Origin of the sequence: Shewanella pealeana ATCC 700345, from assembly GCF_000018285.1 — a bacterium.
Lineage (GTDB): Bacteria > Pseudomonadota > Gammaproteobacteria > Enterobacterales > Shewanellaceae > Shewanella > Shewanella pealeana.
This window is the reverse complement of record NC_009901.1, coordinates 116,836-130,054: the sequence shown is the minus strand read 5'-3', so window position 1 is coordinate 130,054 and position 13,219 is coordinate 116,836. Positions and strand designations below refer to the sequence as shown.

The following is a 13,219-nucleotide window of genomic DNA, read 5'->3' as shown; positions in this document are numbered from 1 at the left end:
CTAGCAGCACATCTGATATAATTCTTACCTTAATATTATGTAAGAGACATATGTAGAATGAAAAAGATTGCTATCTTTTGCCACAACTTTTATGCAAACGGAACAGTCAAAGTTGCGTTAACTCAAGCAGAGATTTTGCAAGAAGCTGGACAAGATGTACATCTATTCGTTTTCAAGCAAGAGGGAGATTTTCCTCCGCCACAAAACGTAACTATTCACTATGTTTATAAAAACCAGAAAGAGCTAAAACTTAAAGAGCAACAGCAACAATTAAAACGGTGCGTTGAGGCTGTCGAGGACTCAAGCGGGAAGTTTGATCTATTTTTATCCAACTCGACAGACTGCGATACAGTTGTTAGTGGCTGTAACTTTGATCCCTGTTATTACTTTTGCCACTGTGCGTTAAAACAAGAATTAATCATGGAGCTCAAGCGAGGTCCAATCCACTTCTATCGACGCTGGATAAAAGCCAAAGCTTTAATTAAAAAAAATATCATCACGGTTTCTGAAGGCATTGCGGATGAGCTAAAAAATACGGGCTGGCTAAAAGCTAAAAGTATTCAAGCTATTTACAACCCTTTTAGAATTGAAGATATAAGACATAAAGCATTGGCTGAAAACGATGAAATCCCAAATGAGCCCTTTATGATCCATATTGGACGAATTACGCGACAGAAACGTTTAGACATCCTTTTTCAAGCGCTTGCCCTAATGCCATCGGCTCCTAAATTAGTATTACTAACCAATAGACCCGAAAGAGCACGAAAGCTAGCGAAAAAATATAATGTCGAAAAACGCATTATTACACCCGGCTTTCAATCGAATCCTTACGCTTGGATTGCACGTGCAGAATTGATGCTACTTAGTTCAGACTTTGAGGGTTTTGGACTCGTAATTGCAGAGTCTCTTATCTGCGGAACCCCTGTGGTAAGTACAGATTGCCCTTACGGTCCAAATGAAATTCTAACTGGAGAGCTAGCAAGTTACTTAGTTCCTCGCAGAAATCCAAAAGCGTTAGCTGAATGTGCAGTAGCATGCCTCGCAGCCCCTCCTCAATTAGAGAATATCGATATTATAAAAAAGGTAGATAGTCGTCATATTGCACAAAAATACATTGAGCTCTGTCATCAGTAAAATTGCGCTATATTCTCCAATAGCCTAATTTGCGTCGCATCTTTAAGTGGCGCAATAAATTTAATGGCTTACGCTTAAGTCCGGCAGTACCATTTTCAAGCAGATCATCTGTCGCAGCGAGCACCCGCTCACTCGACAGTCCATCCCGAAATGGATGAATATCATCACAATACGCTTCTATTCTAGCCATTAGCTCAGGAGGCCTTCTCAGCGCCTCCTTTAATGCAGGCTCGATTTCATCGAGCTGTTCTACATTAACAAGATGCGACCAACTTGTATTATTTTTGAACGTCACCACAGGCTTACCCTGTAGTAAAAACATAATCAATACTGATGAGGTATCACACAGCATCACATCCGCCGCCTGCAATAATGGCAAAACATTATCTGTCTCTACAAATGTCAGGTTGTCACTTTGAAGCGCCTTGTATTTATCTACAATCTCTTTACTCATCTTTGGATGGAACTGTACCAACCATCGCCAATTTCCCTGCTCCGATAAGGCTTTAATCTTATCGTAGACGATAGGCGCACAAGATAAACGATGAGAAAAAGTAGAACAAAAAAGCACAACAGGCCTATTATCTCCCTCTACATCGTAAGCAAGATCTAACTCCCCTTTATACATAGGATCCAGTGTCGGCCAGCCAGTTTCTGCCACTTTAAAGGTTCCGGATTTGTCAGCCAGATCCTCAAAAGGTAGCGTTGTCGCAGGCCCCTGAGTGCAGTAGAGATCGAAGCAATTGCGTATTTGAAAATGGCCTCTTTGATTTCTTTTCCCTGAATTAAAACCATGGAAAACACCGACTTTAATTCCTGGAATAAAATCAGGCACCATATTTCCAGGTACTAATACAGCATCAGGCTTCCACGCTTTGACTTCAGCAATAGTTAACAGTCGCTTCTCTGTCGGCCTTAAAAAAGCAGGATTCACCTCACAGCCTTCTAGAAACCAACAAGCCTCATCCCCTCGTGCTTGTATAGCTTGTTGCAACGGCCGCAAAATCGCATATGAATAGTTCTGCGCAATATACAATAAATAACGTTTGTTGTTCCCACTCACAACAATTCTCCCCACAAACTCTTCAATGTTTATTTAACCAACGCCAAATATTCTTGAGCAATCCGTGCTGCTTGTACTTTTGCTAAAATATCGACTTCTGCCATAGATGGTGGTGATACCAACATTTCATCTAACTTAGCAGCTAATGCTGCAGGGTCACGGCGAGGAACGAGAAATCTCGCTAAGTCTCCGGTCATGATTTCGCTCGGCCCGTGAGGACAATCTGTACTCACCACAGGTGTACCGCAGGCTAATGATTCAATCAAAACCGTTGGTAAACCTTCAAAGTCAGAACTCAATACTAGGGCCTTAGCACTCTTTATCCATGGAAAAGGATTAGGTTGGAATCCTGGAATAACGACTCGACTTTCCACACCGTATTTCTTAGCTGCCTTACGTGCTTTTTTAGGGTTATGACACAGAAGTACCACTGGAATTTGACTCTTCATCTTAGCAATGGATTGGAACAGCACATCATGGCGCTTCTGCTTAACATAACGACCGATATGAATTAAATAGTCCGAATCCGGGATCCCTTGCGCTTGCTGCTGTGATAAGTGGTCGATCTCATCAAACTCAAACGGATTATAGATGCATTTTATTGAAGCTGGCTCAATACGCTTTGTTTGTCGAATCTCGTTAGCAATCCCCTCAGACACTGTTACTAAATGGTGCCCGTTCAATGCTTTCTTAGCCAACAGCTTCTTCAGATAGGCAAAAGGACCTAACTTAGCATGTCGAGTTAATTCCTCCTCAACCGATGCATGAACCACAACAAATAATGGGGAAACATTTGTTTTTACCATCAAACGATTAGTTTTATCTAAGTTTGACAAGAATAGATCAAATTTCCCAACGGTCTGCTCGATACTCCGAATTTTCGCAGTAAGTTTCTCTACCGCTGGAGCCAAGTTCCAGAATCGATTGAAATCTCGATCTTTTTTGGCAAAACAAATATGTACGGGCAAGCTTTGAGGAATATCAAATGCCGTATTATCGGACATCACAAAAAAATGCGGCTCATGGCCCAACTCTGTAAACTCTTTAGCCAATGTCAGCATCACTTTCTGTGCACCGCCGCCACCTAGGCTATCAATCGCAATAGCAATTCTCATCAATGAACTCCAAATTTATTACGGTATAGCGCTGTGATAATATTCATCCCCAGCTCCAAACCATTAACGCAGTCACACTGCGCCAAAGCCGTTTCTAACTTTAACAAGTTATCAGCCTGCATTAACTCTACGAGTCCATCCGATATCCGTTGCGCTTTATTGTCGCTGCAGACGGTTAACCCCCTTTCTTCACAAACTTTTAGTCGGTAATTTTGATCTTTCGATACAGCGACCGATAAGCATGGTTTCTTCAACGCGATTGCCTGCAGTAAAGTATCTCCACCACTTAACACTGCAACTTTTGCGGCATCGAGCAAATCGATTAGCTCACCATGGTTCAGCTCCTGTATAGCTGTAACCCCTTCAGCCTCAATCATCGTGTTAGGGTAATTCGGTCCATAGACGATCACACAGGGGATCTGCGTTGCTTGGTAAATACTAGCTGCCGCGAGAGCAAATTCTTCAACAATAAAGCCGCGACTATTAGTGTGCCCTCCCGAGCCAGCGTTGAGTATGATGAACTCACCGACAGTTAGGCCATACTCACTAAGAAGAGCAGCTTGATGTTTAGGGTTAGGATTAACAAAAATGGGTCCAGTAACTGTTGGCTCTGGCTTTTCAATTAATCTCAATTTTAGTCTGTCTAGCCAACTAATTGGGCCTATAACGAATTCAGGCTGTACCACCCAATGGCTATCGGTTACCCGCGCTCGCAGTATTTTCATTCCTCTACTGCGTTTACGCTTATGTTGACTCAGGAAAATAACTTTTGCGCCTAGCTTATTCGCATGTACCAATTGAGAGCGGCGACCCGATGCATCAAAGATGACAAAGTCTGGCAGGAAGAAAGACATAAAGTCATTTACTGCTTTAATATTCTTGGTTGGCGTATCATCCAAAAGCGCTGCAGGATAGGGGCAAGTTAGGGCATAAGGAGCCTGACGACTTAAAATAAATTGAATCGTCGCATTGGGCCAGCGCTGCTTAACCTCATCGGCAACGATTAACGAACGCATATACTCACCGACCCCCTCAGCTGAAGACACGGGCACAAATAGAAATTTAGGGGCGGCTAGGGTCATTGAGTCAACTCATCAAACTACGAAGAAGCACTATGCTAATGGGCATACTAACAAAAATTTATGCTTATGGTTGTTCTAACAAACGATCTAACTGGGCAACAACACTGTCTACAGCAATCAACTCCATCAAATGCCCCCCCTTAGCCCTAGTCCCCCAAGGAATATCACCTTGTTTCTGCTCACTAATCACTTTGTCATAAACGCTAACCACTGAATCTAAACAGGTATATGGGCCGGTTCGTCCTGGGTTTGAATGAGCATATAAGCCAATAACGGGTGTACCTTGAGTCACAGCCATGTGTGCCGGCCCGGTATCGGGTGCCAGCACCACACTCGCTTGCTTAAGTATTGCTAACAGTTGCAGCAAAGAGGTTTTGCCGACTTGATTCTCTAACTCTGATTGAGCCGTTGCTTGTATATTCTCGGCAAGTTCACGCTCAAGTGGCGTAGGACCGCCGCATAGGATGACTCGATAACCTTTCGCTACAGCATGATCTGCAACTGCGGCATATCGCTCTGGTAACCAATTACGCTCAGCTTTACTCGCCGCTGCACAGATAACCATTACTGGCGTGCCAGTGGGAATTAGCGTCTCGGCAAATTCAGTATCGATCACGGGAACAGGTATATTCCAGCTTGGAGTCAAGTCGGTAACGCCTACCGCTTTAGCAAAGCCCATAAATCCCTCGAGAACATGAGGCGTTGCTTGCGGCTCAATGTGGTGATTTGTCACCAACCACTGCCCTTCTTTGGCTCTAAATCGATCGAAGCCGATACGAGTTTTAGCCGAGATAGCTAATGAGGCAATCGTCGCGCGCAGGGCAATCTGCATATGCAGTAACACATCAAACTTGCGACCTTTTAAAGAGCGCTTAAGGTTAAAGTAGCTGCGCCAGCCTTGTGACTTATCAAAAATCACAAACTCCACACCTTCAAGATGCTTAAGCAATTGATATTCGACCTTACCCAAAATCCAAGTGATTTTAAGCTGTGGATAACGGCGCTGAATAGCCTGCACCATGGCCACGGCATGACAAACATCACCGATTGCCGACAACCTCAGAAGGCATAAAGACTCAGCCTGACTTAAGTCTAAGCTGCTTGATTTTAAGTTCGGATTGTCACTTGAAGTTGATAGGCTCATTAGTGCTCGAAGGTTATTTAACGCAATCTACCGATCTTAATGTAGAATGCCTGCAGGTTCCACGCTTTAGCTTACAATTCTATCTATGAAGTTTAAAAAAACTGCCAAAGGCAGTATCGCTTATTGCCAATACACACCATCAAGTATCGAACCTAACTGGTTTGCTGCCGACTTTTGGCGTCAGCAATCTGCCATTACTGGTTCGTCGAAGGGGCGTTACACCACCTGGTTCGTCGATGCTAACAGCGTTGGCAAAGCTCAAAACCAGTGGGTACTTCGTCACTACTATCGTGGTGGTTTGATAGAAAAAATTAGCCGTGACCAATATCTGTTTACCGGTTTAGAAAAAACCCGTGCGGTAGCTGAACTAGCGCTGCTAGAAAACCTTTACCAGCAAGGCTTTGCCGTACCTAAGCCGATCGCCGCCAATGTTGAGCGCTCAGGTCTGTTCTATCGTGCCGACTTAATTATAGAGCGGGTAGAAGGTGCCGAAGACTTAGTCGCCAGATTAAGCAAAGCCGCTATGACGGATGCGCAGTGGCTGGTTCTCGGTGAAACCATTGCCGAATTTCACAATCACGGCGTTTACCACGCGGACCTCAACGCTAAGAATATCCTTATCTGTGATGACAAGTTTTATCTGATTGATTTTGACCGTGGTGAGCTAAGAAAGCCCAACAGTCAATGGCAGCAAGCCAACATGAGTCGTTTGTTGCGCTCCTTTAGAAAGGAGCTGGGTAAATTGCCAACGCTGGCGTTTAATGATGGCAATTGGCAGCAACTGCATCAAGGCTATCTAGCCAAGCTCAATCATTAGTGTTAGCAATCAAATTCAATAAAAAAGGTCAGCGCAAAGCTGACCTTTTTTGCTGATATCACCACACTAACGCTGAATATAACTTTCCACTACTGCCAGCTGCTTAGCCAGCGATCCACGGTTCTGCTCAACCACAGATTTTGCCGCTGTACTCGCTTGTTTATAAGCGCCTTCATCTTCAAATAACCGAATCAAATTTTGCGTCAACGCTTGAGCTGAATCGACAACTTGCAAACCACCAGCAGACTCAAGCAGCCCAGTAATTTCTACAAAGTCACGATAGTTAGGCCCCATCATCACCGGCAGCCCCATAGCGGCGGGTTCGAGAGGATTATGACCACCATGCACGATTAATGAACCACCAACAAAGGCTTGGTCGGCGGCGCCATAAAAGGTCAATAACTCCCCCATAGTATCACCGAGTACAACCTGAGTGTCGACCAATACCGGTTCACCGTTACTACGCCTAGTGAGAGCCAACCCAGCCGACTTTATGGCTTGGGCGGCGACATCAAATTGCTCAGGGTGACGCGGCACCATTATCATTAAGGCATTAGGGTATTTCGCTAACAGCTGCCTATGCGCTGCAATTAACGCGTCAAACTCCCCCGGGTGCACCGAGCCTGCCACCCAAACTGGTTTATCTGTTGCCAGCCATTGTAGTCTTAGCGCTTTCGCCGTATTAATACGTTGCTCATCGATACTGATATCAAACTTTAAGCTGCCACAAACGGTAACTCGCTCAGGCGCAACACCTAAGCCAATAAAGCGCTCAGCCGCCTGCTGTGACTGCGCCGCAATACCATCGAGTAACTTGAGCATGGGCCTTGTGAGTATTTGATGCTTTTGATAAGAGTTAGCCGACTTTTGCGATAAACGCGCATTGGCCAACAATACCTTAGCGTCAACCTGTTTAAGGTAATGGATCAGATTCGGCCAAAGCTCTGTTTCCATAATGATGCAGCACTTAGGTGCTATCTGCTTAACGAATCTGCGAGCGCACCAAGCTAGGTCGAAAGGTAGATAACAATGTTGCACACTGGTACCAAAAGCACGCACCACCTCGGCCGATCCCGTTGGGCTAGTCGTGGTGATGGTAATACTCAGATGTGGATGCTGTTGCTGGAGCTGCTTAATTAATGGAATCGCCGCTAAAGTCTCACCCATAGAGACCGAATGCACTAGGAGATCGGTGTGCTTTAATGATTTAAGGCCAAAACGCTCATTCCAGCGGCCTCGATAATCTTTGCTTTTGAAGGCGCGCACAGCAAGATACACCAACAACAGCGGAGTAATTAAATATAAAACTATCGAATACAGGCTACGATTCATCAAATTTACTACTTTCTTGCGTTTTACTTGAACAATTGCGCCAATGCTAACATGATAGTCAGGCCTTAACGTAATGACACAGGTGTAATTCAAACGGAATAGGCATAATAGAGGCTATTAAGCGGTCAATTACTTGCCGAATTAATTATACTGGATATTAATCATTTAGGATGAATATGAAGACCCGTGACAAAATCGTACAAGCCAGTTTAGAGCTTTTTAATGAACATGGCGAAAGAACAATCACAACCAATCATATCGCCGCCCACCTAAATATTAGCCCTGGTAACCTCTACTACCACTTTCGCAATAAAGAAGACATCATACGTTCGATTTTTGGTCTTTATGAGCAACATCTCGAGTCTGGTTTTCAGCCTTATGTCGATAAAGAGGTCGATGTCGATCTATTAGTCGGCTATTTCGATGCGATGTTTTATACCCTTTGGCAATTCCGCTTTATGTACGCCAATCTCGCCGATATTCTCAGCCGCGATGAAACGCTAAAAAACCGCTACCTTAAGGCTCAGCAAGATGTGCTCGAACGCTCAAGCGGCGTACTAGAAAAATTAACTCAAGATGGCTTCTTAGCGATTAATTCTGAAGATATTAAGCCTCTAGCCGACACCATAAAGATGCTAGTCAGCTTTTGGATCAGCTATAAGCTCACCCAAACTCAGTCAAACATCGGCTCAATCACCAAAGAGTCACTATATGAAGGCTTATTGCGGGTGATTATGCTATTTAAATCCTATGCGACACCAAGCTCACAGGCGACTTTTTTAAGACTAGAAGAGCACTACCGCTCACAAATGCAATAACAGCTCACTTGGGCCTAGACGCATGAACTAGCTTTCATGCGCTAGCTTTAGTGACTCTCACTATCCCCATTATCTCCTCGACTAAAAGCACTTGAAAGTTAAGCATTAGTTTAACTAATGTAAAACCTCTGTATCCCCCAATCTAATTAATCCCGGTTTTAGTCTTAAAAAAAGGCTGTAGAGCCGCGGCAATTAGGGTTAAAATGCCAGCACTCCAATACTCAAAATAATGCTAATTAAGGAGAATAAAGGTGCCTAAGACCTCATTCTACGACCAAATAAATCAACAGCTTGTCGACGTTAAAGCCGAAGGTTTGTATAAAAGCGAACGAATCATTGTTTCTCCTCAACAAACTGCAATTAAAGTTAATGGCGACCAAGTTATTAATTTTTGTGCCAACAACTACCTAGGTTTAGCTAACCACCCAGAGCTTATTAAGGCAGCACAAGCTGGCCTAGACGCTCACGGTTTTGGCATGGCATCTGTGCGCTTTATCTGCGGCACCCAAGATATCCATAAGCAACTAGAAGCGAGCCTTAGCGAATTTTTAGGCATGGAAGACACCATTCTTTACTCTTCATGCTTCGACGCTAACGCCGGTCTTTTCGAAACCCTATTAAGCGCAGAAGACGCGATTATTTCTGATGCACTAAACCACGCATCTATTATCGATGGCGTGCGTCTATGTAAGGCGAAGCGCTTCCGCTACGCTAACAACGACATGGCAGATTTAGAGGCGCAACTTATCGCCGCTAAAGAAGCTGGCGCTCGCAACATCATGATCGCTACCGACGGCGTGTTCTCAATGGACGGCGTAATTGCCAACCTAAAAGGTGTGTGTGATCTTGCTGACAAGTACGGCGCACTCGTGATGGTTGATGACTCACATGCCGTAGGCTTTGTTGGCCAAGAAGGCCGTGGTACTCACGAGTATTGTGAAGTGATGGATCGCGTAGACATCATCACAGGTACTTTAGGTAAAGCCCTTGGTGGTGCATCAGGTGGATTCACTTCTGGTAAAAAAGAAGTCATCGACTGGTTGCGTCAACGCTCTCGCCCTTACCTATTCTCAAACTCATTAGCGCCATCAATCGTCACGGCATCTATCCATGTACTTGAGATGCTCAAATCTGGCCAAGCGCTACGCGAAGCTGTTTGGGAAAATAGCCGTTACTTCCGCGAGCAGATGTCTGCGGCAGGCTTCACCCTAGGTGGCGCCGATCACGCCATTATTCCTGTAATGATTGGTGACGCAAAACTGGCTGGCGATTTTGCTAACCGTCTATTAACTGAAAACATCTACGTTATCGGTTTCTCATTCCCTGTGGTACCAAAGGGTCAGGCACGTATTCGAACTCAGATGTCTGCAGCTCACACCAAAGAGCAGATCGACAAGGCAATTGAAGCCTTTACCCGTATCGCGAAAGAGATGGGTATCATCAGCTAAAATCAAATCAATAGGGGCTACGTATGTAGCCCTTTTTGAATGACATTCAGCAAGCCGCAAGCCGGCCTGTAATAGGTTATAAAATGAAAGCACTCAGCAAGCTAAAGCCTGAAGAAGGCATCTGGATGGTAGATGCGCCTAAACCAGAAGTGGGCCATAACGATCTATTAATTAAAATTCGTAAGACCGCTATCTGCGGTACCGACGTTCATATCTACAACTGGGATGAGTGGTCACAAAACACCATTCCTGTGCCTATGGTTGTTGGTCATGAATATGTGGGTGAAGTTGTCGGTATGGGCCAAGAAGTACGTGGCTTTACTATTGGCGACCGTGTTTCCGGTGAAGGCCATATTACTTGCGGCCATTGCCGTAACTGTCGTGGTGGTCGCACTCACTTATGCCGCAATACTTCGGGTGTCGGCGTTAACCGTGAAGGTGCCTTTGCTGAATACCTAGTTATCCCAGCATTTAACGCCTTTAAGATCCCTGATGATATCTCTGATGATTTGGCCTCTATCTTCGATCCATTTGGTAACGCGGTGCATACTGCGCTGTCATTCGATCTTGTCGGTGAAGACGTTCTTATTACTGGTGCAGGCCCAATTGGCATTATGGCAGCGGCCGTATGTCGTCACGTTGGTGCGCGCCATGTGGTGATCACCGATGTGAACGAATACCGCCTAGAGCTAGCCGAGAAAATGGGAGCGACCCGTGCAGTTAACGTCGCCAAAGAGAATCTTGAAGATGTAATGCAAGAGCTCGGTATGACAGAAGGCTTCGATGTAGGTCTAGAGATGTCAGGCGTGCCTTCGGCATTCCACTCTATGCTCGACACCATGAACCACGGTGGCAAAATTGCCATGCTAGGTATTCCAGGTGGCGACATGGCTATCGACTGGAGCAAGGTGATCTTTAAAGGGCTTATCATTAAGGGCATTTATGGCCGTGAGATGTTTGAGACCTGGTATAAGATGGCAAGCCTTATCCAATCTGGACTCGATATTTCGCCAATCATCACCCACCATTATAGTATTGATGAGTTCCAGCAAGGCTTTGATGCCATGCGTTCAGGTCAATCAGGTAAAGTGATCCTCAACTGGGATTAAATCATTAGCCAGCTTTTGATTTATTCTCCGAACAAGTGACTGTAATATCTGCTTGAGACTATTACAGTCGCTTTTGTCTTCTCTAATCTAATCAATACAGGTTTTCTATGTCTGCTTTTCAACATCTTAGTGTTAATCAACTTATTCAGATGCAGTCTGAATCAGACGAGTTACAAATCGTGGATATCCGAGATGCAGCCAGCTATGAAGCCGGTCATATCCTTGGTTCAGTCAATCTAACCAATGAAAACTTAGCTCGCTTTATTGGCGATGCCGACATGGATCTGCCACTTATTGTTGTTTGCTATCATGGCATCAGCAGCCAAAGCGCTGCCACTTATCTTAATGAGCAAGGCTTTGATGACGTGTTTAGTTTAGATGGCGGCTATAGCGCGTGGCATCAAGCTAACTTATAAACATGTAAGAGGGGGAGAAAATGATTGAGATTGGCAGACTTCCTAACAACCGAGCAGCACAGGCTCTCATTGACTACCTCAAAGGGCTAAATATTGATTGTGAGTTAGTGCCGACCGAACAAGGCGTGGCACTGATGATCCATGATCAAAACCACTTAGATCGTGCCCAGCGCGAATTCCAAGCCTTTATTCATAATCCCTACGACGAAAAGTATCTCGCAGCGTCATGGGAGAATGGCGATACTCGCACCACACTCGATTATGGCAGCCCGAGTCTGCAACTGGTCAGTCAGTTTATTACCGGTGCGGGACCTTTAACCTTGCTGGTCTTCTTTACCTGCGTCGTCATCTACGCTGCGATGAATCTTGGCTTTGCTAACCCTATCTTCGAACAGTTGTCTTTTTTTGGTGCCACCTCCCCAGCCACACTGAGTGAATTCTGGCGGATTTTTACCCCGAGTTTGCTACACTTTTCTGCCATGCACATCATCTTTAACTTACTCTGGTGGTGGTATCTAGGCGGTAAGATTGAAAACAAACTCGGCTTTACCCCACTATTTATTCTATTAATCGTTGGCGGTACGCTACCTAATATCTTGCAATACTACATGGCAGGGCCTGGCTTTGGCGGTCTGTCTGGCGTGGTCTATGCTGTTGTCGGTTACACATGGATTATGGGCGTAAAACGGCCCGAATCAGGCATAGGTCTGCCTCCAGCTTATATTGGCTTTATGTTGTTATGGCTGGTCTTTGGCTTTACCGATATGTTTGGCCTCTCTATTGCCAACGGTGCCCACTTAGGTGGTTTATTGGTAGGGTTGATTCAAGGGTTTGTTGATAGTAAGACTCGTAAGATTTAAATCTCCTGAATCAATATCGATAGCGGTATTTTCCCCTCGTGATAGCTAGGTTTGCTAGACCCACAATCGTTAGCCCGCAAACAGCGGGCGAACGCTTATAGACTCTTTAATACTAAAGCATTAAGCCATCTCTATTACTTTCGCAACCAGCTTACTGATCCCTGAATGCGCCTCTAGGATATCTCCCGCCAACATATAGGCTGGTGTGCTCACCACCTTATGCTCCTCATCGACAACGATCTCATCTACCTGTGCCATCTTATGTAGACCACCTTGCAGCTCAAAGGCTGCTGCAGTGCCTTCATCACTCCCTATAGTGCCGTTAACGCCTAGAGGATAAAGCTTAGGGATCATCACAGGTGAAATACAGATAAAGCCGACAGGTTTATGAGCCGAGCTAAACTGCGAGATAAATCGCTTAACACTCGGTTCGACCTCATGATCGGCGCCCGATACGGCAAAATCACATAGATTCTTGGCAGCGCCAAAACCTCCAGGGATCACCAAAGCATCAAATTCGGCAATATTAAGATCATCTAGCGCCTTAATTTCACCACGGGCTATTCTCGCAGACTCAACCAACACATTACGTGTTTCGCCTTGCTGCACCTCTCCCGTAAAATGATTAACCACATGCAGTTGAGGGATATCAGGTGCAAAACATTGGTAACTCGCCCCTGCTTTAGTGATCTCTAATAACGCTAAAACCGACTCATGGATCTCGGCACCATCGTAAACACCGCTACCACTTAAAAGTACTGCTATTTTTTTCATTAAAAAGCCTCTTTATATATCATATTGTTTTAACAAAATTGCAATAAACAGCTTGATCAGATTATTTATCATGCTAAGTTAGGTCAACACTTTAGCAGGCGAGCAAT

Annotated in this window: 13 protein-coding genes; 7 read left to right on the top strand and 6 right to left on the bottom strand. The window is 44.9% G+C overall.

What is annotated here, in order from left to right; all coding sequences use genetic code 11:
• The first annotated feature begins 57 nt into the window (after positions 1–57).
• The gene (locus SPEA_RS00620) at positions 58–1,134 is read left to right on the top strand and encodes a glycosyltransferase (protein ID WP_012153390.1); all 1,077 of its coding nucleotides are present in this window, start codon (positions 58–60) and stop codon (positions 1,132–1,134) included.
• Between the two features lie 7 nt (positions 1,135–1,141).
• Here the strand turns inward: SPEA_RS00620 and SPEA_RS00615 are convergent, their stop codons facing one another.
• From SPEA_RS00615 to SPEA_RS00600, 4 genes are all read right to left on the bottom strand, one after another.
• Positions 1,142–2,197, bottom strand: a complete 1,056-nt coding sequence (locus SPEA_RS00615; RefSeq protein WP_012153389.1) for a CDP-glycerol--glycerophosphate glycerophosphotransferase — start codon at positions 2,195–2,197, stop codon at positions 1,142–1,144.
• A 29-nt stretch (positions 2,198–2,226) separates the two neighbouring features.
• On the bottom strand, positions 2,227–3,312 hold the full coding sequence (locus SPEA_RS00610) for a glycosyltransferase (protein WP_012153388.1): 1,086 nt from the start codon (positions 3,310–3,312) through the stop codon (positions 2,227–2,229).
• On the bottom strand, positions 3,312–4,394 hold the full coding sequence (locus SPEA_RS00605; RefSeq protein ID WP_012153387.1) for a hypothetical protein: 1,083 nt from the start codon (positions 4,392–4,394) through the stop codon (positions 3,312–3,314). The genes SPEA_RS00610 and SPEA_RS00605 overlap by 1 nt, the downstream gene beginning before the upstream one ends.
• A gap of 64 nt (positions 4,395–4,458) precedes the next feature.
• Positions 4,459–5,538: a glycosyltransferase family 9 protein gene (locus SPEA_RS00600; RefSeq protein ID WP_012153386.1), complete on the bottom strand. Its 1,080-nt coding sequence runs from the start codon at positions 5,536–5,538 to the stop codon at positions 4,459–4,461.
• An 85-nt stretch (positions 5,539–5,623) separates the two neighbouring features.
• On the opposite strand from SPEA_RS00600, the gene SPEA_RS00595 reads away from it, so the two are divergent.
• Complete coding sequence (locus tag SPEA_RS00595) at positions 5,624–6,355, top strand: 3-deoxy-D-manno-octulosonic acid kinase (RefSeq protein WP_012153385.1); 732 nt, start codon at positions 5,624–5,626, stop codon at positions 6,353–6,355.
• Positions 6,356–6,421: 66 nt separating this feature from the next.
• Here SPEA_RS00595 and waaA read toward each other — a convergent pair whose 3' ends face one another.
• On the bottom strand, positions 6,422–7,687 hold the full coding sequence (waaA, locus tag SPEA_RS00590) for a lipid IV(A) 3-deoxy-D-manno-octulosonic acid transferase (protein ID WP_012153384.1): 1,266 nt from the start codon (positions 7,685–7,687) through the stop codon (positions 6,422–6,424).
• A gap of 176 nt (positions 7,688–7,863) precedes the next feature.
• Here waaA and SPEA_RS00585 point away from each other — a divergent pair, with 176 nt between their 5' ends.
• The 5 genes from SPEA_RS00585 (at position 7,864) to glpG (ending at position 12,338) form a co-directional block, all read left to right on the top strand.
• On the top strand, positions 7,864–8,505 hold the full coding sequence (locus SPEA_RS00585) for a TetR/AcrR family transcriptional regulator (protein WP_012153383.1): 642 nt from the start codon (positions 7,864–7,866) through the stop codon (positions 8,503–8,505).
• Positions 8,506–8,756: 251 nt separating this feature from the next.
• Positions 8,757–9,953, top strand: coding sequence for a glycine C-acetyltransferase (locus SPEA_RS00580; RefSeq protein ID WP_012153382.1), 1,197 nt, complete (start codon positions 8,757–8,759; stop codon positions 9,951–9,953).
• Between the two features lie 83 nt (positions 9,954–10,036).
• Positions 10,037–11,062: an L-threonine 3-dehydrogenase gene (tdh, locus tag SPEA_RS00575; protein WP_012153381.1), complete on the top strand. Its 1,026-nt coding sequence runs from the start codon at positions 10,037–10,039 to the stop codon at positions 11,060–11,062.
• Between the two features lie 107 nt (positions 11,063–11,169).
• On the top strand, positions 11,170–11,478 hold the full coding sequence (glpE, locus tag SPEA_RS00570; protein ID WP_012153380.1) for a thiosulfate sulfurtransferase GlpE: 309 nt from the start codon (positions 11,170–11,172) through the stop codon (positions 11,476–11,478).
• Positions 11,479–11,498: 20 nt separating this feature from the next.
• Positions 11,499–12,338 carry a rhomboid family intramembrane serine protease GlpG gene (gene glpG / locus SPEA_RS00565; RefSeq protein ID WP_012153379.1) on the top strand — a complete coding sequence of 280 codons (840 nt, stop codon included), beginning with the start codon at positions 11,499–11,501 and terminating at the stop codon, positions 12,336–12,338.
• Between the two features lie 120 nt (positions 12,339–12,458).
• On the opposite strand, the gene elbB is transcribed toward glpG, so the two are convergent.
• A complete protein-coding gene (gene elbB, locus SPEA_RS00560; RefSeq protein WP_012153378.1) occupies positions 12,459–13,112 on the bottom strand; it encodes an isoprenoid biosynthesis glyoxalase ElbB in 654 nt (217 codons plus the stop codon).
• Positions 13,113–13,219: the final 107 nt, after the last annotated feature.